This is a genomic window from Lacibacter sp. H375 (assembly GCF_037892425.1).
Lineage (GTDB): Bacteria > Bacteroidota > Bacteroidia > Chitinophagales > Chitinophagaceae > Lacibacter.
Genome location: NZ_JBBKTT010000001.1, coordinates 1,349,511 through 1,375,347, shown reverse-complemented (window position 1 = coordinate 1,375,347; position 25,837 = coordinate 1,349,511). Strand labels below are relative to the sequence as shown.

General features: G+C 41.6%; 24 protein-coding genes. 11 read left to right on the top strand and 13 right to left on the bottom strand.

What is annotated here, in order from left to right; translation table 11 throughout:
• Window positions 1-47 precede the first annotated feature (47 nt).
• The 5 genes from WG954_RS05985 to WG954_RS05965 form a co-directional block, all read right to left on the bottom strand.
• Window positions 48-815 (bottom strand): sterol desaturase family protein, encoded by a 768-nt coding sequence (locus WG954_RS05985; protein WP_340434573.1) that lies wholly within the window; start codon window positions 813-815, stop codon window positions 48-50.
• Between the two features lie 44 nt (window positions 816-859).
• Complete coding sequence (locus WG954_RS05980; protein ID WP_340434571.1) at window positions 860-1,393, bottom strand: hypothetical protein; 534 nt, start codon at window positions 1,391-1,393, stop codon at window positions 860-862.
• The gene (locus tag WG954_RS05975; protein WP_340434570.1) at window positions 1,390-1,824 is read right to left on the bottom strand and encodes a hypothetical protein; all 435 of its coding nucleotides are present in this window, start codon (window positions 1,822-1,824) and stop codon (window positions 1,390-1,392) included. The genes WG954_RS05980 and WG954_RS05975 overlap by 4 nt, the downstream gene beginning before the upstream one ends.
• A 178-nt stretch (window positions 1,825-2,002) precedes the next feature.
• Window positions 2,003-2,857 carry a flavin reductase family protein gene (locus WG954_RS05970; RefSeq protein ID WP_340434569.1) on the bottom strand — a complete coding sequence of 285 codons (855 nt, stop codon included), beginning with the start codon at window positions 2,855-2,857 and terminating at the stop codon, window positions 2,003-2,005.
• 98 nt (window positions 2,858-2,955) lie between these two features.
• On the bottom strand, window positions 2,956-3,966 hold the full coding sequence (locus tag WG954_RS05965; protein WP_340434568.1) for a fumarylacetoacetate hydrolase family protein: 1,011 nt from the start codon (window positions 3,964-3,966) through the stop codon (window positions 2,956-2,958).
• Window positions 3,967-4,052: 86 nt separating this feature from the next.
• On the opposite strand from WG954_RS05965, the gene WG954_RS05960 reads away from it, so the two are divergent.
• The 3 genes from WG954_RS05960 to WG954_RS05950 all read left to right on the top strand — a co-directional run bounded on the left by WG954_RS05960 (window position 4,053) and on the right by WG954_RS05950 (window position 7,710).
• Window positions 4,053-5,432: a UDP-N-acetylmuramate--L-alanine ligase gene (locus WG954_RS05960; protein ID WP_340434567.1), complete on the top strand. Its 1,380-nt coding sequence runs from the start codon at window positions 4,053-4,055 to the stop codon at window positions 5,430-5,432.
• A gap of 199 nt (window positions 5,433-5,631) precedes the next feature.
• Complete coding sequence (locus WG954_RS05955) at window positions 5,632-6,519, top strand: cupin-like domain-containing protein (protein ID WP_340434566.1); 888 nt, start codon at window positions 5,632-5,634, stop codon at window positions 6,517-6,519.
• A gap of 99 nt (window positions 6,520-6,618) precedes the next feature.
• Window positions 6,619-7,710 (top strand): rhomboid family intramembrane serine protease, encoded by a 1,092-nt coding sequence (locus WG954_RS05950; RefSeq protein ID WP_340434565.1) that lies wholly within the window; start codon window positions 6,619-6,621, stop codon window positions 7,708-7,710.
• Between the two features lie 35 nt (window positions 7,711-7,745).
• Here the strand turns inward: WG954_RS05950 and WG954_RS05945 are convergent, their stop codons facing one another.
• Together WG954_RS05945 and WG954_RS05940 are read right to left on the bottom strand one after the other, a co-directional pair.
• Complete coding sequence (locus WG954_RS05945; protein WP_340434563.1) at window positions 7,746-8,222, bottom strand: hypothetical protein; 477 nt, start codon at window positions 8,220-8,222, stop codon at window positions 7,746-7,748.
• A gap of 24 nt (window positions 8,223-8,246) precedes the next feature.
• Entirely contained in the window at window positions 8,247-8,411 is a 165-nt protein-coding gene (locus WG954_RS05940; protein ID WP_340434561.1) for a hypothetical protein, read from the bottom strand.
• A 234-nt stretch (window positions 8,412-8,645) separates the two neighbouring features.
• On the opposite strand from WG954_RS05940, the gene WG954_RS05935 reads away from it, so the two are divergent.
• Window positions 8,646-9,479: a CvfB family protein gene (locus WG954_RS05935; protein ID WP_340434559.1), complete on the top strand. Its 834-nt coding sequence runs from the start codon at window positions 8,646-8,648 to the stop codon at window positions 9,477-9,479.
• A gap of 14 nt (window positions 9,480-9,493) precedes the next feature.
• Here the strand turns inward: WG954_RS05935 and WG954_RS05930 are convergent, their stop codons facing one another.
• From WG954_RS05930 to WG954_RS05915, 4 genes are all read right to left on the bottom strand, one after another.
• Window positions 9,494-12,643 carry a T9SS type A sorting domain-containing protein gene (locus WG954_RS05930; protein WP_340434557.1) on the bottom strand — a complete coding sequence of 1,050 codons (3,150 nt, stop codon included), beginning with the start codon at window positions 12,641-12,643 and terminating at the stop codon, window positions 9,494-9,496.
• A gap of 254 nt (window positions 12,644-12,897) precedes the next feature.
• The gene (locus WG954_RS05925) at window positions 12,898-13,749 is read right to left on the bottom strand and encodes an HAD-IIA family hydrolase (protein ID WP_340434555.1); all 852 of its coding nucleotides are present in this window, start codon (window positions 13,747-13,749) and stop codon (window positions 12,898-12,900) included.
• 33 nt (window positions 13,750-13,782) lie between these two features.
• The gene (locus WG954_RS05920) at window positions 13,783-14,841 is read right to left on the bottom strand and encodes a hypothetical protein (RefSeq protein WP_340434554.1); all 1,059 of its coding nucleotides are present in this window, start codon (window positions 14,839-14,841) and stop codon (window positions 13,783-13,785) included.
• Window positions 14,842-14,989: 148 nt separating this feature from the next.
• The gene (locus WG954_RS05915) at window positions 14,990-16,339 is read right to left on the bottom strand and encodes a glutamine synthetase family protein (RefSeq protein WP_340434552.1); all 1,350 of its coding nucleotides are present in this window, start codon (window positions 16,337-16,339) and stop codon (window positions 14,990-14,992) included.
• 238 nt (window positions 16,340-16,577) lie between these two features.
• Here WG954_RS05915 and WG954_RS05910 point away from each other — a divergent pair, with 238 nt between their 5' ends.
• From WG954_RS05910 to WG954_RS05880, 7 genes are all read left to right on the top strand, one after another.
• Window positions 16,578-17,273 (top strand): SGNH/GDSL hydrolase family protein, encoded by a 696-nt coding sequence (locus WG954_RS05910; RefSeq protein ID WP_340434550.1) that lies wholly within the window; start codon window positions 16,578-16,580, stop codon window positions 17,271-17,273.
• 128 nt (window positions 17,274-17,401) lie between these two features.
• Entirely contained in the window at window positions 17,402-19,318 is a 1,917-nt protein-coding gene (locus WG954_RS05905) for an ABC transporter ATP-binding protein (RefSeq protein WP_340434548.1), read from the top strand.
• Between the two features lie 135 nt (window positions 19,319-19,453).
• The gene (locus WG954_RS05900; protein ID WP_340434546.1) at window positions 19,454-19,816 is read left to right on the top strand and encodes a four-helix bundle copper-binding protein; all 363 of its coding nucleotides are present in this window, start codon (window positions 19,454-19,456) and stop codon (window positions 19,814-19,816) included.
• A gap of 222 nt (window positions 19,817-20,038) precedes the next feature.
• On the top strand, window positions 20,039-20,845 hold the full coding sequence (locus tag WG954_RS05895; RefSeq protein WP_340434543.1) for a hypothetical protein: 807 nt from the start codon (window positions 20,039-20,041) through the stop codon (window positions 20,843-20,845).
• 81 nt (window positions 20,846-20,926) lie between these two features.
• A complete protein-coding gene (locus WG954_RS05890) occupies window positions 20,927-21,601 on the top strand; it encodes a hypothetical protein (protein WP_340434542.1) in 675 nt (224 codons plus the stop codon).
• A gap of 111 nt (window positions 21,602-21,712) precedes the next feature.
• A complete protein-coding gene (locus tag WG954_RS05885) occupies window positions 21,713-22,486 on the top strand; it encodes a DUF3050 domain-containing protein (protein WP_340434540.1) in 774 nt (257 codons plus the stop codon).
• A 252-nt stretch (window positions 22,487-22,738) separates the two neighbouring features.
• Entirely contained in the window at window positions 22,739-23,284 is a 546-nt protein-coding gene (locus WG954_RS05880; protein ID WP_340434537.1) for a hypothetical protein, read from the top strand.
• Window positions 23,285-23,371: 87 nt separating this feature from the next.
• Here the strand turns inward: WG954_RS05880 and WG954_RS05875 are convergent, their stop codons facing one another.
• On the bottom strand, window positions 23,372-25,198 hold the full coding sequence (locus WG954_RS05875) for an adenylate/guanylate cyclase domain-containing protein (RefSeq protein ID WP_340434535.1): 1,827 nt from the start codon (window positions 25,196-25,198) through the stop codon (window positions 23,372-23,374).
• Window positions 25,199-25,606 (bottom strand): hypothetical protein, encoded by a 408-nt coding sequence (locus WG954_RS05870; RefSeq protein ID WP_340434533.1) that lies wholly within the window; start codon window positions 25,604-25,606, stop codon window positions 25,199-25,201.
• Window positions 25,607-25,837 lie beyond the last annotated feature (231 nt).

Genomic DNA, 25,837 nt, shown 5'->3' with positions numbered 1-25,837 from the left:
ACATTGTAAGCAAAGCGAACAAAAACTCTTTTTCTTCTTCTCCCCTTTTAACTCTTAGCTCTGCCTTTCACTTCATCAAATTTCGCATCATAATCGTCTCGTAGTGTTCCCATCAATCTGTCCCAGAATAAAAAGTACAAACCATAATTACCGGTGAAGTATTGATGGTGCTGGTTATGCGTTACAGAAGTATTGATCCATTTGCCAAACCATGTACGTTGGAAATTTTTCGGAAACAATTCCCAACCCAAATGACCATACACATTGTAAAACATCTGGAACAAAAAGAAAAAGAACAGGTGAGCTTTGGTAACCGGGATTGTGTAGATGAGTACGATCAAAATACTTACTTCAAGAACTGCTTCCAAGGGATGAAAAGCAAAAGCTGCCCAAGGTGATGGGTTGGTGCTTTTATGATGAATGAGATGAAAAATGCGGAACAGTTTGGGATGATGCATCAACCGGTGTATCCAATAGAAATAAGTATCGTGTATGAGCAACATTAACGGAAAGGCCAGCCAGAAATACAATTGGCTATATTGGTTGATGTCTTTATAAAACGTGGTTGTTTTTCTTATTTCTGCATGGCCAAGAAAGAACCAAGGCACGAATGCAAAGAGGAACATGGTACAAAGTGAAAAGAAAATTTCCCGTTGGTAATCTTTATTGGCGGGAAAGCGTAGTTGAATTTTTTTGAATGCAATCTTCTTCTTCAGTAACACATACCATAGCAAAAAAGCCAGTCCGGCAATAACTACATATCGCAAGCCTATTACCAGGAAATAACTGATCCATGTGCCATCAGGATGAAACATAGATTAAAGTTAAGACAGACTTTGAATGAGCTCGACAAAAATTGTTATCTGCTATCTTCCATCCATTTCTTTTCAGACCGGTTTCTTTTCTCGTGCCATAATTTGAATTTATCAAACCGCTTTTTATCGCCGTTAATAACATATCGCTTTCGTTTAAACATTCGAAAAAGACTATATCCAAACAGTAAAGGAGAAAGCCAGATCAGAAAATTCAGATCACCCAAACCATTATTAAACACCGGTATTACACCCGTTATCATTAAATAGATTACCGTCATTCCACCCAGGCTTAGCAAGGCACCGATCCAGTTAAATTCTTTATACCGAATGGAAACAATGTCGGAATATGGTATTGAAACCGGTTCATATAAAAAGCCCTTACGAACTTCCCTATTCGATCCCGGTTGAATATGCACTGTGCTGTCGGTTACATACTGTAGCTCGCCGTGTATTATTTTACCTCCTTTCGTAATCACCTTCACCATATGAAATGTATCACGCACGTTCAAGAAGGTTACTGTTGCATAACTTTCCATTACAGCAACTGTAAAGATCAACAGGGTTAATGTCTGTCTCATAAATGGATCGTTAATTTGATGGAAGGAATTGAAACCCTGCTTATACTGTTTCGTTGCATTTTCTTGATCACCTGTTCTGTTGTTGATACAGAAAACGCTCTTTCTTTATGCCGTGATGAAACAACAAAAAGAGGCTCGCCTGTGATAATAGCGACAATACCGCTTGTGAATAAATCATTCCCTGTATTACTGTTGCTGACTGTTTTTGTATTGATCACTTTAGCAGTAACAGGCACGGCATTTATCCCTGCTTTTGTCATAGCGCTACTTGATGGAAGCTTTGTTGTTCCAATTCCAGGTAAGAGAACTCCCCCTGTAATAAAAACAATTGGCTTTGCTAAAATTTTCTGAGTAGTATCTGTGGGAATTGAGGATGCTGTAACGCTGTTTGCAAGCATAGCCACCAGCAGAATTAAGATTAACTTTTTCATACACAGAAGTTTGATAGTAGTTGATGATCGATACAGGTTTTACACTGTTTCTTTTCTACCACTAAGCTATTTCTGGCAGGAGCGAGTTCCTAATTGATGTTTACCTAACGAAAAATGAAGGTTTGCAATTTTTGCCGAACAGCATAACTGAAGAAGAATCTTTTACGAAAATCTGCAATTAACTATCGGCCAGCAGTATTTGCCAGGCTTCGTTCACTTTTCCTGCATCTAACAATTCCTTCGCATATTTATGTAGTTCCTGATCCATTTCGTCGGGGTTGATGGAGAAATACTGGATGATATTTTTCAAGCGCTCGTCTTCAAACGTTGCATCAACAATTGGGTATTCATGCACATTCGCTAACTGGCCAAGATTGTTGCCAGTGAGAATATTGCTGTTGCGGATCGTCTCCGGCAAAGCATCAACACCAATGCCGAGTTGTGTATTTGGTTTGGCAACATGAAACAAACTGTGCTCATCTACTTTGCAGTACCAATCGCCGCCGAGGCGTGCAATATGATGCAGCTTGCGCTGATCGATCATGGTGCCTTCTGCATTAAGAATGCTTTCATCAACGTGCATGCGCAACACTTCGCAAATAACCAGATTGCCAGCACCACCTTCGTTACCAAGGGGCTTTACTTCAATCACCTTGCACTCCATCTTTACTTTACTTTCTTTTACCATTGGTGGTTTTACCATAGTTGCCGCTTCTTCTGTAAATCCAGCTTTCACAAATTCGTTCACCTCTTTTGGAAATTCGCAGCTGGCTAAACTTACCTGCTGCACCATATCGTAATCGACAATATTGATCACTACCTCCGGAACTTCCAGCACATTCTGCAATGTATGTTTGGTAGTATTGTCTCTCACTCTGCGTGCAGGTGAAAACACAACGATCGGTGGATGCGATGAAAACAAATTGAAAAAACTGAAGGGGCTCAGGTTAACATTTCCTTCTTTATCGATAGTTGATGCAAAACAAACAGGGCGTGGCGCAATGGCATGTTGCAGCCATTGTTGTTTTTGCATGGGGTTGAGTTGTGAGAGATCAATAATCATTTTTTATCTTTTTCACACAGAGCTCGCAGAGTACGCAGAGAATCTCCGTGATCTTTGTGTCTCAGTGGTTAAATATTTTTCTTCTTAGCCAATATCGAAAAATCATCCTCATCTCTCACCATCGTATTACTCAACCTTCCTAATCCATCAATTTCCATTTCCACGATATCACCATCCTGCAACCATTGTTCACTATAACCAGGATCGTTTAGCTTACCTGTGCCATTGAGTTCCAAGAAACAACCTGTACCAACAGTGCCGCTGCCAATTACATCACCAGGATAAAGATCAACACCATACGATGCACGTTCAATGATCTCGGCAAAGGTCCAATCCATATCGGCAACATTACCTGCGCTCACCTGTTTGCCGTTCACCCAACATTTCATATTCAAATTCCAGTTAAGACCAACATGATTTTCTTTTGCAGGTACTACGTATTGCTGCAACTCATCAAGCGTTACCAACCATGGGCCAATTGCTGTAGAAAAATCTTTTCCTTTTGCCGGACCAAGATTCAGCAGCATCTCTTCCATCTGTAAACGACGTGCACTCAGATCGTTCATGATCATCAAACCGCCAATGTATTCATCGGCTTCTTCTGCACGGATATTGCGTCCGTGCTTACAGATAACAATGGCAACTTCCAATTCAAAGTCGAGTTTTTCAAAATGATCGGGCATGCAACGCACATCGCCGGGGCCTTGTATGCTATGATGATTGGTGAAATAAAAGATCGGGTATTGATCGAACTCAGCGATCATATCCACCTTACGGTTTCTTCTTGCAGCTTCAACATGCTGACGAAACGCATAACCATCCCTGCAACTGGGAGGCATAGGAATTGGTGCCAGCAATTGCACTTGTTCTACAGGCACAACATTACCCGGCATCAAACGACCTTCCTGCACAGCTTTTAAACTGGCTTGGGCAAGTTCAAGATATTCATCCCAGTATTGCAAAAACATATTCATGCTTGTTGGCAGATCAGGATGTAGCGTGTCCATATCATACACAAGTCCGTTGTGTACAGCCGCTAATTGTTCGTGTTCATCTTTTAAGTAGGAGATCAATTTCATACAGCAATATTTTTAACTCATAAAATAGAGAGGCCAAAGGTAGAGAATCTCATTTCACTTTATTGTTTCAATTACATTTGCTTTCTATGATTACTTCTATCAACGATTTCAAAAAAGTTTTCTTTATTGGTGTTGCCGGTACGGGCATGAGTGCCATTGCACAATATTTAAAAGGTATTGGTAAAGATGTAAGCGGCAGCGACCGTTACTTTCATCCTGGCCAACCGAATGAAACAAAAGAAAAACTCGAAACAGAAAACATCCGTTGTTTTTTACAAAATGGAGAAGGCATTACAAATGCAACAGATCTCGTTGTGGTTTCAACGGCGGTAGAAGACACTGTTGAAGAAGTGATCAAAGCCAAACAACTCAACATTCCCATCATAAAACGTGCAGAGTTGTTGGCCATTATTGCAAGAAGCAAAAAAACAATTGCTGTTGGCGGCACCAGTGGCAAATCAACCACGAGTGCTATGTTATTTGATATTCTTCAACATGCAGGTATGAAGCCAAGCATTATCAGTGGAGCAGGTTTAACAAGTATCATTAAAGAAGGAAAGATCGGCAATGCAAAAGTTGGAAGTGGCGATTGGCTTGTAATTGAAGCCGATGAAAGTGATGGCAGCATTGTGAACTATACACCGGAAATTGGGTTGCTCATCAACATCGATAAGGACCATAAAGAGATTGATACACTCATTGAAATTTTTGAACAGTTCAAAAAGAACACTTCACAATTCTTCGTGGTGAATCAATCGCATGCGTTGGCGAAAAGGTTATCAGCCAATCCTAAACATAATTTTTCAGTTGATGTAACTGATGATGCAGCGTATCATGCATCAGAGTTTAAGCAGGTTGGTTTCAGCATTTCATTTCAAATCAATAAGGTTCCATTTACACTCAACAGTGTTGGGAAGCATAATATGGAAAACGCCCTTGCTGCAGCAACAGTTGCCAACCTCATTGGTGTTCCATTAGAAACTGCTGCCGAAGCGTTGAAGAGTTATGAAGGTATCTATCGTCGTCACCAGATCATCGGACAAAAAAACAATGTTTGGCTGATCGATGATTATGCTCATAACCCTGCCAAGTGTGCGGCGAGTATTGAAGCTTGTCAGCCATTGGCAAAAAAAGTAATTGCCTGGTTTCAGCCACACGGATATGGACCAACAAAATTCCTGCGCAACGATTTTGTAGAAGAGATCAGCAGAGCCCTTCGTCCACAAGATGAAATATGGATGAGCGAAATTTTTTATGCCGGTGGTACTGCTGTAAAAGATATTTCTGCCAACGATCTTATCAACGACTTGAAAGCAAATGGTTCGCATGCATTTTTTGTTGAAAACAGGAACGATCTGGTTGCAGCCCTTCGTCCGCATTTTACGGAAGATTGTGTGCTGCTGCTCATGGGTGCTCGTGACCCGGGATTGGAACAGTTTGCAAAAACCGTTTGGGAACAACTGTAAGATGTTTAATTTCGGATGCGGGATTTATGATTTGAGACTTATGTCTTTTTCTTGGAGTTTGTTTTTTGGACATTGGGTTTTCGTTCAGCCATTTGTCAAAATTTAGTTGCATCTGACGAGTATCAGCCTTTGCCTGACCGCTGTTGCCCGAATTGGCCTAAATTTGTGCCGCTTACAAAATTTGTAAAAAGAGGCAAACATGAAGATGAATATTGATACGCCAATTCCTATCGTTGACGGAACAACAATTACACGCAAAGAGTTTACCGAAAAATACCTGAGGCCGCAGAAACCTGTTATTCTTCGTGGCTTATGGAAACAATATCCCGCCTACGAAAAATGGACGATGGATTATTTCAGACAATCCATGGGCGATATAAAAGTGAAACTGTTCAGCACCAAAAAAGCCAACCCCAGCGAAACCTTAAGTGTGGCACATGCTGAAATGAAGTTCAATGAATATTTAGATCTCATTGAAAAAGAACCAACCGATCTTCGTTTGTTCTTATTCCCTGTCTTCAAACATAAACCTGAACTGCTGAAAGATTTTGGCTATCCAAAGATTACCGGCCGTTATATCAAAATACCATTTATGTTTTTCGGTCCAAAACATTCGGTAACCCGTATGCACATGGATATCGACATGAGTAATGTGTTTCTTACACAGTTTGCAGGTAAGCGTCGTGTAGTGTTATTTCCTCCTGATCAAAGCGATTTTTTATATCGCCTGCCGTTTAACGTGCATGGGTTAGTAGATATTGATAAGCCCGATTTTGAAACCTATCCTGCCATGCAATACGCAAAAGGTTACACCGGATATTTAGAGTATGGCGATACGCTGTATATGCCGAGCGGTTACTGGCATCATATTGAATATGCTGAAGGCGGATTTGGTTTATCTGTTCGCACCATTGGGGCAAGCCTGGGCACTATCTTAACCGGGTTATGGAATGTAACGCTGCAGCGTAAGTTCGACGATATCATGTTCAAGATTCGTGGACAAAAATGGTTCAACTACAAAAAGCAACTGGCGATTAAACGTGCAGAGAAAGCGATGCAGAAGATACAGGCCGCAGCTTTGCAATAAAAGAAATCAATTAAGGAAAGGGTTGCAATTTGCAGCCCTTTTTTTATTCTCATAATTTCCGGAAGAAAGTTATTTTTATCTATCACTTAACCACCCTCTATGCCCCAGGACGAAAACGGTAGTCTTTCAGTTACCTACACTATCATTGGCATCAATGTTCTTGTTTTTATGATCATGGGGTTACAGGGCGCAGGTATTTTCGAAGCAAATGGTTTGGTGCATCTTCGCTGGGGAAGCAATTACGGGCCGCTTACAGCAAGCGGCGATTGGTGGCGTTTGTTTACGGCAATTTTTCTTCATTTCGGTATTCTCCATCTTGCGTTTAATATGTATGCGCTTTTTTCTATTGCTGCATATCTCGAACCGATGTTGGGAAAACTGCGGTATATCGCTGCTTATTTATGTTGTGGTATACTCGCCAGTCTTGCAAGTTTGTGGTGGCATACTGATTCAGTAAACAGTGCCGGTGCATCCGGTGCCGTGTTTGGCATGTATGGTGTATTCCTGGCATTGCTTACAACGAACATCATACCTAAAAAAGCACGGAAGCAATTGTTACAAAGTATTGTGATCTTCGTGCTTTTCAATCTTGCTTACGGACTGAAGGGAGGCATTGATAGTGCCGCTCATATAGGAGGATTGGTAAGTGGTGCCATCATCGGCTACCTGTTTGCTTTCACTATCAAAAAAGAAAAGAAGCAACAAGCTGCTCTATGGGTTGCTCCTGCAGTGATCGCTATAAGTATATTTATTTGTGGTTGGTATCTGCAGCAAAACAAAGTATCACCCGATGTTCGTAACAATGTTCTTCGTGATATAAAAAACGACAGCTATCCCGACGTTGATCGGTTCAAAGAATTGTATCAGGAATTTGTGATTGTACAAGACGATGCTTTGCAAATCTATCATCAACACGGCGATAACCTTTCAGGTTTACCTCAACCAATACTGGAGCAATTCAAACTGAAACTTGAACAGGCCAATAGCATTGCGGTGAAAATGATGAACCTTGATGTGGGTGATGAAATGAAAAAATTAGCAGCAACGGTTAACCGATATGTAGAGTTGCGAAAAAAAGAAATGGAGCTTACATTAAAAATTTCAGCACAACCAACCAATGCAAATACACTGAATATTGAACGGGAAAAAGTGAAGAAAGAAATCGACAAAGAGCTGCTTAAATTAAAATAAAAGAGGGCGACTATTGGTCGCCCTCTCGTTACTTATCAGGCCATAACACTTTGACCTTCCCAATCATCTTTGATTTTTCTGAGTTTAATTGCATAAGGAATCAGTAATAATAACTCCAACCTTAGTGAGAATACAAATCCATTTCCTTCTTTAAAAAATGGATAAACAAACATTACAAATCCACAAATAACAATTCCAATAAGAGCGTCTACAATTCCCAACTTTATAGCCCACCCAGTTTCTTTCAACAAACCAATAGAAACGACCCCTTTCAACAAAAAAAGACCCATAAGTAAAAGACCAGTGAAGGACAGTGGTCCATTTGTTTCAATTCCATAAAGTGATATATGAAAACCGAAACCTAAGAAAGCAACAACTAAGCTTATCGGAACTAGCAATCCAAAAATCAAGAAGATCCACATGAACACTTTAATCCACCAGGGAAGAAGCTTTGATCGTTTGATTTGCGAATTAGTTATTATTTCAGTAAGGACGTCTGGTTGATGTTCCATAGAGTTCATAAACAAATTAAATACTTACGCTCCTCTTTGTGCGCCACCAACATGCTTTCCGGCATTACTTGATGTTTTTGTATTTGCTTTTCCTCCACCTTTTGGCGCAATAAACATGGATGATTTATTGCTTGCAGGTGCATTCTTCTTTTTGTCTTTTTTATTTTTCCCTGTATTAAACAACGACATAACTATGAGTTTTAGTGAATAATAATATTGGTTTCGTTTGACGCTGCAAACGGACGTGAATATACCAATTCTTTTTTTGAGCTACAAAAGCGCTAAGGCGAAAGAAATACAAAGAAATCCCAAAATCCAAAGAAGAAAACAAGAGTCAAGACACAAGGTTCAAGAATCCAAATCATAAATCCTACATCAGAAATCAGACATCTTCTTCGGTCTCTTAACTTATCTTCGTTGTACATGGTAGAAGTTGGTCAATATAACCGTCTTATTGTAAAGCGTTTGAAAGATGCAGGAGCTTATCTTGATGATGGAGGAGAAGGCATCCTGTTACCTAAACGTTTTGTTCCCCGTGGCACAAGAGCGGGTGATGAATTAACAGTATTTGTTTACCACGATGGTGAAGACAGGTTGATTGCTACCACACAACACCCTACAGCTGTAGTGGGCGATTTTGCTTTGATGAAAGTTGTAGGTACCAGCCCGCATGGTGCTTTTTTAGACTGGGGGTTAATGAAAGACCTGTTTGTACCCAAGAGCAAACAGATTTCTGCTATGCGTTTGGGTGGCGAATACCTGGTGCATGTGTATATTGATGAACAAACAGGTCGTGCAGCCGCATCGCAATACATTGAACATTTACTGAGCAATGAAGAGCTGACCGTAAAAGAAAAAGATGAAGTGGAGTTGATCATTTATCGCCAGACAGAGTTAGGCTGGTCGGTCATCATCAACAAAAAACATATCGGGCTTTTATTTTTCAGTGATGTTTTTCAACCGCTGAACATTGGCGATAAAGTAACAGGCTACATTAAAACCATTCGTGAAGATGGAAAGATTGATGTAGGCATTGGCAAGCAAGGTTATCTGCGTGTAGAAGATGAAGCGCAGAAGATCATGCGCCTGCTCGCAGAAGCAAACGGCTATCTCCCCTATCATGATAAAAGTGATCCCGAAGAAATCTACAATTTCTTCGGCATGAGTAAGAAAGCATTCAAAATGACCATTGGCAAACTCTATAAAGAGAAAAAGATAGAGTTAACAAAAACCGGAATAAAAGCGGTAGAACAATAAGTGATTTAATTTCTCTACAATATTGTTAGTTTAACTGCTTTTAGTGTTTGTTGTTTCCCGGTTTTAATCACCAATACATAATTCCCCGCCTGCAATCTGTTACTGAATTGTATTTGTTTCGTTTGGCCCGGGTTCCACAGCAGCATATTACTTTCGATTAATCTTCCTTCCGTGTTATACAACAACCATTGATAACGGCCCCCTTCGGTGTTACCAAAGTCAACTGTCACGATATTGGAAAGAACAGGATTAGGAAACAGCTTAAATCCTTCAACTCTTAACGGTTCATCAACTGAAGTAACAACACCTGTTTTAAGGAGCACAGTTTGTATGTATGCGTTTTCATCAAGGTCGGTCAGATCGGTATTTGTATTCCTTGCGGAAAAACGACCGTTGACAAATGAAGGGTTTCCCTGGGAGGTATAAGCAAAACTGATGATTGAATCTTTATAGATATCACAACCAAGCATTGTTTCATTGAAAGGGGATGCTACTCTGAATACTCTTTTTGCTTTAAAGGTTGTGTCAAATTGAACTGTAATTGCATCTGACATACCGGAGTATCCAACATTTATTGTATCAAACATGACGGTGGCCATATTACTGCCCGAGGCATAAATGGAATTATTATAAGCTTTAAGATTTGTGAAACCAAATTCAAGCCTGATATCGTTTGTCGTATTAAGAATCTTGTGTTGATAATAATTTAGAGCTGTATCCATGCCTATTATGAATCGCACATTACTGTTACTATCTGGTATAATCAGGTTAGTATTAAAATAGATTGAATCCTTTAAGTTTGATTTTCCAAGCAACAAAAATATCTTACTATTTATTTGTGCACTTGTTCTTGTGGTAGTGTTTAACGGTCCTATTGTTGCAGAGCCAAACACACTTGCGAAGCTGCTGTTTGTTGCAAGCAAGTACAATTTGCTGCTGGTGATGGCAGGCTGTGGATTTGCTATTGTATAATTGCTTGTTGGGCTTATTCCATTCATGAAAGCAAAAGAATTGCCTGAAGAACTTGGGCTGATGTTGCTCACCCACAAAATTTTAAAGCTTTTGGTCAGTGTATCTGCAATAAGATCTGTTGGTGATGTCAAGGAAGTATTTGCAGATCCTGAAAATTTTATTGCATCTATGAGGGCGCCAGTTGTATCAAACCTGCCGACATATACACCTCCGGTGTTCGTAAATGATTTTCCAGAAACAGTTAGACTTGTGGAAGTGGGGGCACTTATTGTTGCGAAGCTTCCGTCTGCAAACACATCAAAGATGGTCGCTGTCTGGAATGGTGTCGGCAATAAGAGCAATTTAAATTTCCCGTTTTTGTCGAATATCAACATACCTGATGATTGAGATGGCAGCGGCGTAAAGAAAAAAACAGAACTGTCAATACGTATATAATTATTTGCACCGGTATTACGGGGGCCAAGCAACACAAATGATACATAGATCATTTCATTTCTTGTGACGACCTTTTGAATCCCAAGATTTGCAAAACTGTGATTCATTCTTTTATACCAGCTTACTTTGTCATTTTTAGTCATCCCAACAAAAAACAAATCGCTTTTTGCCTGGTTGCTGACAATATTGAGGGAATCAACATCAAGTGCAGTTTTACCTTTAGCCAAACCAACAATTGCCTTACTCCCGTCTGAGAAATAATTGACATAATTAGTAATTTCTCCCCGGTCAGAATTAGTTTTCATTCCTCCACTGATTACGTTAAGTGAAGTGTCAATCACCCAAGGATTCCAAATATTATCCACTAAGTGTAGAAAGTAAATTTTCCTTTTTTGATGAGTAAAAAAAGCAGGAGTTACAGTTGGACTTTCATAGGGTGTATGATAACCCAGCCATGTAACTTTGCTTTCGCTCAAATCCTTTTTTGCTTTAATAATAAAGCTTCTGCTGGGCCCAGCGATATTAATCGTATCCTTTAATCCATATACCAGATCAACCTCTAGCTTTTGGGGCGTAATACCCTTCACGGGCAAAGCGTTGTTCATTCCACTTATACGTCCACGGAAATAATAATAAAGGCTATCGGATGTTGCGTGACTTATACCCACCCTGTTAACGAACCCTCCTATCCGCTGAATATTCAAAGGCTTCACGTTGGTTGTTACAAAATTTGTATCCATCACTACAAGTACACTTTGATCGCCAACGGGAACATTGTAACCATCCAATTTGTAGCTCCCGGTATTGCTTGACCCAGACAAAACCATAAAAAGGGAATCACCTTTTTCTGAAACAGTAAATCCTGTATTCTCTAGCCATAAATTATAGCCATAACCTTCGCCATTGGGGTTTAGTATTTTGTATTGAATATCGGTAAGAGACGTGTCAGTTTTAATGAGCAATTGATAATTTGAACGTATTGGAAAATTAATAGACAACGAACCGAGTTGAAAACTTTCTGTCGTAGTTGTGTTGATCAGGAATATCTGCCTGTTGTTGGCCGCAGGGGCAACAGAGATAACTGTAAATGGCGATGAACCTTGTGGCGAGGTAGCAAACAACTTATGACCTTTAATGTTGCCCGTTGTATCAACATAAAGAAAAAAAGTTCGATTAACGGAAGCGGCACTTTCTAACTGGGTTTCTTCAAAATACAGAGGGCTTGTAACTAGAGAGCTCGACAAGCCATGAATGTAAAGAATATCGGATGAAGGTAGAAGTTTTGGAAATGGCAGAGAAGTTTTTCGTACCCATTGAATTCCTCCAGAAACAGTATCCATTTTCAAAATAAGAGAAGTTGGAATTGTTGAAGAGTAAACATTGTATGACACCGTTCCCATTTGCGTGGTTTGGTAAATCATCATGCTCATGTATAGCGCTCCCTTGTGAAATACTAAACTTGAAAACACGTCCATCCCTTTATCGCCAAACTTCTTTGCCCAAAGCAGTTCACCTTTCGTATTCAGTTTTGCTACAAATACATCCTCACCTCCGTTACTTGTAAGAACAGTTTGATTGTCGATAACAAGAGCGCCTTTAAATGTACCGGCGTAATAAGCATTTCCGCTACTGTCAGTTGCCTGTGACTGAATTTGCGAATACGGCTCCTGATAACCTAATAACTGATTCGACAATATTTGACTAAAGATTGAAAACGAAACAAAGAGAGCAACGGCAAGAAGTATAGATTTCTTCATAGCATCGGTTTATTGGGTAATAAAAATAGCGCATTCAGGAAGAAAAACTACAGCAGGATTCAAGAGAACAGTATTCATTTATTTATATTTTCTTGAATACCGTTTTTCAAAAATTCATCTGTTACGCAGTTGTATAAATTGTTACTCATTTATAATAAAAAACAGCGCACTAAAAAGAGTGCACTGTAGAATAAAGTCGAATAATAATAAAAAGAAAAACCAGGATAATTTTTTCAACTAGTTTAAATACCACATCATACCACCGCACTTTCACACACATAAGTCGGTACAATACCTGTTGCACGGATTCTTGTTTCTGCATCATCTGGCAACGTATTACCAGAAAGAACCAGCACAGTATCAAGCCCAAACTTATTGCCACCAAGAATATCGGTGTGTAATGTATCACCCACCATCAGGATATCTTTTTTACTCACCAGTGTACGCTCACGAATAAGATCATAGGCAAACATGAACATTTGCGAATCGGGTTTACCAAAACGGATGAATTTTTTACCAACTATACTTTCGATCATCGTTGCAACGCCACCAATGGCAATCGATACTTCATTGCTTCCGGTGATGGGATAAATATGATCTGTATTTGCAACAATGGCAGGGATAGTTCGCTTACGTAAAATATTTACTGTTCTGTTGAGATCATCAAACCAGTTAAAGCCTTCATCATCCAGTAAAACCAATGCATTTACCTCGTCGATATTATATTGTGTAATAGCACTCACAGGCAAGGTGTGCAAACCTGAACTATCAATATAATGTGCGGAGCTTTCAGTACCGAGGTATGCAACAATTCCATTATTCACTTTCAGATCAAGATATTCTTTCGCCAGCATACCCGATGAAATAATACGGTCGTGTTGTATAATATCCAAACCAACTTTATGATAACTCTCGGCCAACTGCATCGGGCTTCTCGATGCATCGTTTGTAACAATATAATATTCTTTGCCCTGCTCTTCAAGATAGGCAAAGGTTTTTTCCATGCCGGTGATAAGCCCGTTATAACTTTTAATAACGCCGAAGGCGTCGAAAAAAATTATTTTATACTTATCTACTACCGATTTAAAATCCTGAACTGAAAACATGCCGTTGTTGGGTTTTAAGTGTTACAGCAGGTGTTATTTTTTCACAGGTTCGTCTTTTATCTTCAAAGCCTTGATCAATTTGTCTGCATCGAAATCACGATCAACAGAAGGAAGATAGATCTCGTAAGCTTCCGCTTGTAATTTTTTTGCATACTGTTCGCTGAAGAAATAACTGCCATCTTTGATAACATAGTTCAGCACAAAAAAACGGTAGCCTTCTTTTAAGAAACGCAACTCATCTGCAGTAAGCGGATTTACTTTGTGATATTCTTCCAGGAAGAGAATAAAACGGTCTTCCATCATGGTGTTGATATAATAACTGAATACCGTTCTGTCGCCGGCATCACTTACCACCCGACTAAAAAAATAAAAATCCATCATGCGGCTGCTCATGCGGAACCAATCATAATCCCAACGTGAATACAATTCCAGTTTATCTGTTACAGAGAAGTTGCCGATGTTCCAATCAATAAACACAGGGATGGTTTCAAATGAAGCCGCATTTGTTTTCAACCTGTTTTTGAGAAACAGTTCACAATGATATTTGATCATATCGGCCTGTGCCCTTGTGCCGAACTGCGACTCATCGGCCTCCACTCTTTCCATCAACGTATAAATATCGGTGCGGAGCGTTTTGGATGATTTCGGTAAATTATTCCGAAGCTTCGAACATGCTTTGTGAAACCTGCCGATCTGCTGGCCAAACTTGCGTATCAGTTTTTCATCCAATCGTTTGGGCATACGCTGCAACACCCGCACAGGATTATAAAACACCACCCATGCCTCTGTTTTGCGATAACGGTAATGATAAGTGTACACCCGGTTATTTTTCAGCAACGACTTCGCCAGCAGGTTTTCAAACGGGTACAACAAGTTGTTTGAAAGTGTATGGATGATGCGATGATCTTCTTTGAAATGTTCGTACTTACCAAAATAAGAAAGCTTGGCAATCACAATATCTTCATCTTCAAAAGTAATGCGGTACACATGGTTGGTTGATACCATGGCACTGATCTCTTCTATATGTGCAATCTTTTTCGTGGCGTCATAACCTTCCCACGCTTTATGAATAATTTTTAATGCTTCAGTCATACTTGTTGTTTAAACCACTAAGGCACGAAGGCGCAAAGGAACACAAAGATAGAGGTCAAAGAACAAGGTTCAAGACACAAGAGAGAAAACTCAAAATCCAAGGTTCAAATACCCAAATCATAAATCCTGCATCCGAAATCAGACATTGTTAGATGATCTCAAAATACCGCTTCAACTCCCAATCAGTTACATGTTTATCAAACTGACGGCATTCCCATAAACGTGTTTTTGTAAAATGATCAACAAACTCATCACCAAACAGGTCTTTTGCAATGGACGACTGTTGCATATGAGTTGCTGCTTCCAGTAAGGACGATGGTAATACGCCGTTGTCTTTATCCGTATAACCATTCCCTTTTGTTGCCGGAATATTTAATGGAAGTTGATGTTTGATGCCATACAATCCCGAAGCAAGTGAAGCTGCAATGGCTAAATAAGGATTACTGTCGCTTCCCGGTACACGCATTTCAACACGGGTATTTTTAACGGTGGGGTGCAACACACGCAATGCAGTTGTTCTGTTATCTATACCCCATGTAATGGTAGTAGGAGCCCATGCACCTTCCACCAAACGTTTATAACTGTTGATTGTAGGAGCATACATAGGCAATACATGTGGTAAACAATACAGCAGGCCTGCCACATAATTCTTCATCAGCTCACTCATGTGATGCGGATCTGATTCGCTGTAAAAAATATTTTCTTTGGTTGCAGGGTTCCATAAGCTTTGATGAATATGTCCGCTGCAACCCGGCAACTTTTCATTCCACTTCGCCATGAACGATGCCATGATGCCATGCTTGTAAGCAATTTCTTTCACAGATGTTTTAAGCAAAACTGCTTTATCGGCTGCTGCCAATGTATTGTCATGTACAATAGCAGCTTCATACACTCCCGGACCGGTTTCTGTATGAATACCTTCAATGGGTATGTTGAATTTGTTGAGTAATTCAATAAGATCAAAATAAAAATCACTTTGCAGGGAAGTACGGAGAATAGAATAACCGAACATGCCCGGTGTCATCGGCTCGATGGAAGTAAATTGTTTTTGCTCTAAACTCTGTGGTGATTCATTGAAGTTGAACCATTCGAACTCCTGAGCAAATTCTGCATGATAACCTAGGTCGCTACACTGCTTCACAACCTTCTTCAACAAGGAACGACTGCAGGCTGCCACATCGGTAGCGCTGAAATCAGCTAAGAAAAACGGTAGATCATTTTGCCAGGGTATGGTACGAAAGGTTGAAAGATCAATATGCACCGGCTTATCGGGATAGCCCGTATGCCAGCCCGTTAGTTTTACATTATCATAAGCTGCATCATTACTGTCCCATCCAAATGCTACATCACAAAAACCAATGCCGCTTTCCAACGTATCGAGCAGCTTTTGTTTACTGATCACCTTGCCACGCAATACGCCGTCAATATCTGCAAAGGCAAATTTCACCTGTTCTTTATCGTGTTGCTCCAGGTAGGCAATCAACTCCTGTTTTGTCATTTACTTGTTGTTTAATCAGTGTTTACAAAGTTGTAGTTTCTGAGGGGTATTTCAAAGTGAAAAGATTTTAACCCACAGAGTAAGTAAAGCCTAGGGAAGAAAAAATCCAAAACCCAAATTCCAAATTACCAATTCCCGGTATCTCTGCGCCTCTGTGTCTCTGCGGTAAAAAATAAAGAGCATAGCGAATACTCTTGCTAATCCGAACCTTTCTCCTTCTTTATCCGTAATTAGTGGTATGAAATTATTGTTCATCTGCATATTCATATTTTTTCTTTCTTCCTGTAACAAGGATGCACCCAACCGTACAGTGACAACGCCTCCTTCATCACCAATCATACATACATGGCTGGCACTTGGTGATTCATATACCATTGGACAAAGCGTTGCAGCAACTGAACGTTTTCCTACGCAAACTGCAGCACTGCTTTTGCAACAAGGAATACAAGTACAAACACCCACTTATATTGCTGCAACAGGCTGGACCACCACAAACCTTCAAGCAAACATCAACAGCAACAATCCAAATAAACATACCGTGGTGAGTTTGCTCATAGGAGTAAATGATCAATTTCAAACAAGAGATACAACAGGATACCGTCAACGCTTTACTGATTTGTTGATAAAAGCGATTGAACTGGCTAATGGAAAAAAACAAAATGTGTTTGTAGTATCCATCCCCGATTATAGTGTTACACCTTTTGCTGCTTCGTATGATACTGTACAAATCAGGAAAGAGATTGATTGGTTCAACAACATCAACAGGGATGTAACACAACAATACAATTGTCCCTATCTCGATATTACTCCTTCATCACGTGAAGGCCGCACCAACAGAAACCTTATTGCTTCTGATGGATTGCATCCTTCTGCTGCAGAATATAAACGATGGGCCGATAAGCTGGCACCGATCATTATACAGGTATTGAAATAACTCCAGTGAGCCACCCTTGAAGACAGGGGGCGACTCACCGCACCGGCATCATCAACCGCCCAAACCTTAATCGTTAACTTGCATTGTAATGAAGTAATTCAGGAACACCATTCGTTATAACAAAAACCATGGCCAGAGCAACACGTCGTTCAAACAATACAAAAGATACAGGATCAGCAAAAGCAAAAATTTCAAAGGAGAGTCTTAAACAGGCGCTCATCCTGTTTACTTATTTAAAACCTTATCGTGGAAAATTCATCTGGGCATTGGTTTGTATTGCACTGTCTGCATTTACCACCAGTCTATTCCCGTTTTTCTTAGGAAAAATGATTGACGCTGCATCACCAGGTGCAAGCCTTCCGGGTATGGCCACTGCTTCACAATTCGATTTTGGTTTAAAAAATATTAAGCTCAGTTTAAATACAACACTGCTCCTCATATTTGCTCAGCTGAGTTTGCAAACTATTTTTTCGTTCATGCGTGTGTACCTGTTAACAGCAGCGGGTGAACGTTCATTGGCCGATATGCGCAAAGATGTATACAGCAAACTGCTCAGCATGCCCATGAGTTATTTCACGGAGAAAAGAGTGGGCGAATTAAGCAGTCGTATTTCAAGTGATCTGTCGCAGATACAGGATGCCATTTCTTTTACACTGGCTGAATTTCTGCGGGGCATCTTCACCCTCGTTATTGGATTGTTTTTTATTTTCTGGATCAGTGCAAAGCTGGCGCTCATTATGCTGTCAATCGTGCCCGTTATTGCTATACTGGCTGTAGTGTTTGGCATGCGCATCCGTAAGATGGCACGCAAAGCACAGGATCAACTCGCCGAAAGCGGAACCATTGTGCAGGAAACCTTCCAGGGTATATCAATTGTAAAAGCATTCACCAGCGAGTTTTATGAGATCGGTCGGTATGTAAAAAGTATACAATCAGTCGTTACAACTTCCATCAGCAATTCACGCTACCGTGGTGCTTTTATTTCGTTCATGATCTTCAGTGTCTTTGGCAGCATGGCATTTGTAATGTGGGTAGGCGTTGGAATGGTACAATCAGGTACCCTCAGCCTTGGACTGCTCACTATGTTTGTGATTTTTTCTGTGTTTGTAGGCGGCACCTTTGCCGGCTTTGCAGATATGTTTTCGCAACTGCAGAAAACATTGGGCGCCACACAAAGTGTAAGGGAAATTTTACGTGCCGATGGTGAGCCTGTTTCATTAACAGCTATTGAAGTAGAACCGCAACATCAGCTGAAAGGAAATGTACGGTTCGATAATATTGCCTTCAGTTACCCCGGACGTAAAGATGTACCTGTATTAAAAGGACTCACACTCAGTGCTGCCAATGGAGAACAGATTGCTATTGTAGGGCCAAGCGGTGCAGGTAAATCAACCATTGCTTCTTTGCTCCTGAATTTTTATGAACCCGATAAAGGCACCTTGTATTTTGATGAGCGACCTGCTTCTTCTTTTCCACTTTCGCAACTCCGCAGGCAAATGGCGTTTGTTCCGCAGGAAGTATTATTGTTTGGCGGCAGCATTAAAGAAAATATTGCCTACGGTAAACCCAACGCAACCGAAGAAGAAATTATGGCCGCTGCTAAAAGTGCGAATGCCCATTTATTTATTCAACAGTTCCCGGAGCAGTATGAAACTATTGTGGGCGAACGTGGTATTAAATTAAGTGGTGGTCAGCGGCAACGAATTGCCATTGCACGTGCTATTTTAAAAGATCCTGCAATTTTAATTTTAGATGAAGCCACTTCCTCACTCGATAGTGAAAGCGAACAACTCGTGCAGGAAGCTTTGGATAATCTCATGAAAGGCCGCACTTCATTCGTGATTGCACACCGTCTCTCCACCATCCGCAATGCCGATAAAATTGTGTTGATCGACAAAGGCATTGTTACCGAAAGCGGCACACATAGCGAACTCATGAGCCACAACGGACTCTATCGCAAACTCAACGATATGCAGTTTGAATTTGGTATCATCACACAATCGCCAAAAGTGGAACCCGACAGTTATGCAGATGTAGTTGAATAGTGTTTGCGCCCTTTTTTGTCCGCTAACCTGTATATTTTATAAAGGTTCTCCACAGCTGTATAACATTTTGGAGTTAGAAGGCAACTATCTTTCAGTTAATTGTACAGCCGTTTGTACAAGACAACCTGGAAGCGTATGAATTACGAATCATTTAAACGCCTGCTGCAAGATTGCATGGACGCATCTTCACGTTGTTCAAGTGCATGCCTTGAGCAGGAAAACCATTTTCTCACCCGTTGTGCGAAGCTGAATCAAAGCTGTGTTATCGTCTCCAAAGTGGCAATGAAAGCAATGGTATGCCGAACAGAGCTGTTAGCGCAAGTGTATCGCTTGTGCATTGAAATTTATACCACATGTGCTGAAGAGTGTGAAAAATTTATACACCTGGAGCATTGCAAACAATCAGCTGATGCCTGCCGCAAAAGCATTGCAGAATGTCGCTCATACCTCGCAACAGTGACAGAGGATCGCCGCACTCCAATAACAAGCACAAAGTAGGAACTACATTAAAAAACCGGCGTGCGCAGTGAGCTTTGAATTGTTGTTTGCTGCCTGAACAAATAATCCCCACATTGAATCAACTGTTGGCGAATAAGGAGTGTATGGTTGAAAGTGAAAAGAAGAAAAGGTTTTCAGTTTCTTCACTCATCAACATTCAAGTCCCTCTTCATCCGGTGAAGCCATCATTGCTCAAAAAAAATCAGTTAACTTCAAACTACGATGCGCCGGTTTAGTATCATACTTTGTTTGTTGTTGCTGATGCAACAAAGTATTGCACAAAAACTCATGCAGTTGCCCGACAGTCTTTCACAACTGGGCGAACCCCTGCAGGTAAAACAAAAAACCGGTATTGGTTTTCTCCGTTATGAATTCGGGCCTTACCGTTTGCTCAACAGCCGCAAAGGCTGGACAACAAAATCAACCGCAACAACCGAACGGCACGATGTGCTCTCCCGTCTTTTATCAAATGTGGAAGAAGTGGAACAAAACATCAAAGAGAAAAGATCATTCAAATTGTTACGTAACGATACGGATACGGCTATTGTCAACATCGCTGTCTCCAGCACGCTTTATTACAACCGACCCAAGAACAACATCTTTGGACGTAATGAAGGACCGGCTACTTATAACCGTGGCAAGAGTAATTTGGTTACTACTATCCTGTCGGCCGATACCAGCGACTGGATCTTCAGTACAGCACAACAGGAAACAGCAGGTGTGGTAAGTATTTCAGAAGAGATCATTGGCGTGCTCACCAATGGTATCCGTGAAATTGAACTGTTACCCGTGAATCATTATGCCGATGGAAAAAAAGCCATGTTTGCATTAGGTTATGTGTTTATTGAAAATGGAAAACCCATCGCTGCTGTTCAGTTCAGGGGGTTACCGCTCATGGCACACAAACAGAATTTTGTGTGGCTCCCGAAAAATGAAAGCAAGGAAATGCAGTTTGTGATCGCAGCTGTTGCTACAGCCATCCTGGGCATGTCGCATGAAATGATCGCTTCTGGTGGAACCGGCTTGTAAACCATACAAACCACTCTTCTGCATCAACCTGCTGCCGGTCATTGTTTCAACTGTTCTGCTGTTGTTATTTCATAGCAGTTCATGAAACGTTTTCTCGTTACGTATTTATGGAAAGAAGCCAGCTTTTTTTCCTGGCTGGTGGTTCTTTTGCTCCTCGGCACACTGTTGTATGGCGGAGTCATCATTGCCGACATGCAGACGAACAGGGAAGCCATGATGGGATTTTTTATTCTGCCCGTATTTGTTGGTATCATCATCGTGGTTATTGTGGCTGATATCCTTACCCGTAGGAAAGGTCCTGCAAAAAGAAGCCGTCTCTTGCTGTTACAGCTGCTGCTGGCTTTACCTTTTCTGTGGCTGGGTTGGCACCGGTATTTTTATCAAACAACCCTGTACCTGCAAGCCGATACAACATGGATCCTGGTAGTACAAAACCACCAAACACAACCTGGTGTGCACCGGAATTTTTTCTTACAACGTACAACCATCGACGTAGCGACCGACGGGATCGTATTGCTGGATCGCCCGTTCAGCAAGGGCGAACGCATGAATCTGCAGGTGATCAACCGCAAAGCTGAGAAAGAACCATATGTAGGGGAATACAGTAATGGTTCCTATTCACCGGAACTGAAATGCAACGGCATCACTTATCCCACATTTGTTTTGTTAATCGAAAAGCAACCGAACCGCCTGTCGCCGCTAAGCGACTCTGTGTTGCAGGATCTGTACCGCAAAGCCTGCCTGAAGCTGAAGTAAAAAAGAACTGCTCACTGTTTTACAAAACAACAATTCCGGCTTTTACATCTTAACCAGTCTGCATTTTTAATTTGTTCCTCCCTTAGTTTCGTGCACTTCAAAATCTACAACATGAATCTATCCGTATTACAGGAACACATCAGCGGTGTTCGGCAGGAAATTATTGAACACCCGCTCTATCATCGTTTACAGGATCTGCAGGATGTGCAGCAGTTTACACAAATCCATGTGTTTGCGGTATGGGATTTTATGAGCCTGCTCAAAAGTTTACAACGTGGTCTCACCTGTGTCAGCAATCCCTGGGTACCCGTGGGCAGTGCCAACACACGTTACCTCATTAATGAAATTGTAACCGGCGAAGAAAGTGATGTGGATGCAGCCGGCAACCGCACCAGTCATTTTGAATTATACCTGCGGGCCATGCAACAGTTGGGTGCCGATACAACGGCCATCGAACAGCTGCTGGTTCATCTACAGCAAGGCGTGCCGGTGCAATGGGCACTGCAGCAAGTAAAACTTCCGCAGGCAGTGATCGATTTCTGTTCCTTTACCTTTTCCTTAATTGAGAAAGCACCCCTCCATGTGCAGGCGGCTGTTTTCACATTCGGACGGGAAGATCTGATACCGGCCATGTTTCACGAACTGGTAACCCGTTTATCGCAACAATATCCTGAACAACTGGCCACGTTTACCTATTATCTCGAACGGCATATTGAAGTGGATGGTGATCATCACAGTCACCTGGCGATGGAGATGGTACAGGAACTCTGTGGTGCTGATGAAGAGAAATGGAACGAAGCTGCCACGGCCTGCGTGGAAGCACTTCGTTTACGAAAAGGTTTATGGGATGGCGTGCTGGAGGCAGTGAGGCCAACAACTGCATAATGGTAAAAGCCATTGAGTAGAGGTCGTATTCAATTTCATTTCACAGGCGCTTCATGGAGCGCCTTTTTTATGACTAAGGGTTGCCAACCTTGCGAAGGTTGGCAACCCTATACAGCAACAAAACCCGGCGAATGCTTGCAAATGCTGTTGGAATCAACTACCTTATTTGCCGATAGTAATCGTACAACACAATTGGTTACATCTCGTCCTGCCCTTCTCCTGCATCATTTTTAAACCCAAAACCATTTTTACATGAAACAGATTCTTGCTTTTTTTTGTCTTGCCTTTGCATTGACTGCCTGCAACAATGCCGAAACCAAAACTGCTGAAACAACAACAACCACAGAAGCCCCCGCTGCCGCTGAAGTGAAACTTCCTTACACACTGTCGGCACCCTACAAAAACTGGTCAATCGGCAGTACTGAAAATGTAGCTGCTGCCATGGCAGGTTTAAAAGCCTTTGTTGACAAAGATTTTACAGCACTGGCAGCCGGCACCGGCGATTCTATTGGATTGGACTTTGATAATTTTCAAGCCAAGCTCAGCCGTGACAGTGCTATGAAATTTTTCACCGATGCACGTAACATGTACAACGATCTTGTGATTACCATGCACGATTATGTTTCGGTTGTATCAGCCGATAAAAAACACGAATGGGTAACCCTCTGGTACAAACAAAGCTGGAAAGATGCCAAAGGTGTGGCCGACTCTGTAAATGTGGTGAACGATATACGGATGGAGAATGGTAAAATGGTGCAGCTCGATGAAAAAGTGAGTCGTTTCCAGAAGAAGAAGTAAACGTTCTTGCTCTATAGAAAAGCCCTCCGTTATGGAGGGCTTTTTTTGTAAATAGACAGGAATATAAATGCTTCGTGAGCATACGAATCAAGACACAGGCAGCTGCAATTTCTTTTCCCCTGTTATAAAATACATGTTTAACGAACCACGGTTTTTTACTTCGATTTCACCACGGTATTCGCAGACATAGTGTTCCCGGATGATCTGCATGGTGGATTCAGAACAATTGACTTTACCCGGCATGCCGGCCGATTCCATACGGGACGCAATATTCACCGTATCGCCCCAGATATCGTATTGCCATTTTTTAATGCCCACAATCCCGGCAATCACCGGACCCGTGTGAATGCCGATGCGTATTTCAAAATGCGCCAGTCCATCTTCTTTGTTTAATGACTCCGTTACATACGCATTCATCTGCAGTGCTGCTGCCACCACATCTGTTGCATGGGTTTTGTTAACTGTAGGCAAGCCACCTGCACACATATACGAGTCCCCCACTGTTTTAATTTTTTCCAGGCCAAATGCCGTGGACACTTCATCAAACTTTCTGAAATAAGCATCAATGCTTTTTACCAATACTTCCGGAGCAATATGTTCGGCCTGTTTGGAAAACTGTACAAAATCAGTAAAGAGTACAGTTACTTCATCAAACTTCACCGCATCCACTGTTCCTTTGGCTTTTAACTCAGCTGCTGTTTCTGCAGGTAGGATATTGAGTAATAATTTTTCAGAACGCCGTTTTTCACGGGCAATGATTTTATAAAACCTGAACAGGGCGGTTAAAATAACAATGGTTAAAAGCAGGATAATGGCGAGTGAAATAAGAATGTTTCGCTGGTTCCTTTTTTGCTGATGCAGCAAATCGACCTCCACCTGTTTTTTAGACACTTCATAATCTGTACGCAGGTCGGCCATTTGCTGCACAGCATGGAGATTGTTCACACTATCCCTGTAACGGATAAATTCTTTGTAATACATGAGGGCCTGCTCTTTGTTCCCTGTTGCTTCATAGAGGATGGACAGCTGTTCATTGGCTTTGCTGCGTTCTTCTTTCAGATCATAAGCCAACGCTAACTGCAGGCTGCGTTGTGCATAGCTGAAAGCAGCGGGGTATTCTTTCTTTTTTTCATAGATGCTGCTCATCGATAAGAGATAAGTGCAAACCGGCGAATAATCTTCCTGTTCTTCCAGCATTTTAATCGACGTGTTGATGGTTTGCTCTGCCAACACAGGGTTGCCGAGGTGAGCATACACCATACCCAGGTTGCCCATATTATAAGCAATACCGGGGAGATAATTGATGCGGCTGAAAATGGTGCCGGATTTTTTAAAATAGACCAGCGCTGAATCAAAGTAATTGCGCTTGAGCAATTCATCGCCGGCATTAAAAACTGCAGTGGCATACAGCAGTGAATCGTTGGCTTTCAGCAGCACATCTATACCCCGGCGGTAGTAGAGCATGGCGTTTTTATGGTTGTTGGAAATGGAGTAGATATCGGCAATGGCGCTGTAGCATTTCCCCATACCTACCAGGTAGTTGGCCTTTTGAGCGGCTTCAATACTTTTAAAATAGGCGGTAATGGCTTCGGCTAAATCACCTTTGAGCCGTTTTTTATTACCCGTTTGAAAGTACCCTTTGTGCAGGTTGATGTAATCGTTAAGCCTTGTGGCCAGTGCAATTGCTTCCTGTGCATACTGCAGGGCCAGGTCGAGGTTGCGGGTTTCATAAAAAGCAAGCGCATTCAGCACCCGTAGTTTCGCCGTATCGGGCAGGTTTTGCTGCCGGTAGATGTTTGCAAGACTATCGGCCACCTGCTGGTCCTGTGCCGGGGCCTGCAATAGCCCGATAAGAAAAAGGCCTGTGATGAACCAGGCCTTTTTCAACTGTATGTGCAAGCGGGTTGCCTTCATTTATTGCATCTGCAGTTTGGGGTCATCGGTATAAATGGTTGTGCTGCCCGAGAGAGTGTACTGAACACCATAACTTTCCTGCGTACCCGAGCCGGGTGAAACAGACTTTACAGTGGCTACATATTGACCGCTGCCGTTGTTGTTCGGCTGGCTGGTGAGCAAATCGCCATTGTTGGGTAAGTTTTTCCGGTATATACTAACGATACTGGAAATAGCATTGGCGCCGGGAGGTGGTGTGGGATCGGGTTCCCAGGTAACGGTGTCGTTTACAGTTACCGTTGTGGTAATATCGTCATTACCGGGATTGTGACCTTCACTGTCACGCAAACGCAGATTGGTGGAACCGCCATTCACACTTAAATAGATGGTGGGCATGTTAATTGGTTTTACGTTAAAAAAATGTTTCATGCAGTACCTGTTGGAACAGTGCTGCGACCGATTTCCATAAAGCAGAGAAGGCCCTGTAAAAGGTTTGAATTCGAAGAAGGTAGCGGGTTTTGGGTGATGTGACTCCTAAGCTACTCTATTTATTTGTAAGATGCAATAGCAGTGGCCGACCCGATGAATGTGCTGAACGACATCCGCATGGAGAATGGGAAGATGCTGCAGCCCGATGAAAAACTGAGCCACTACCAGAAG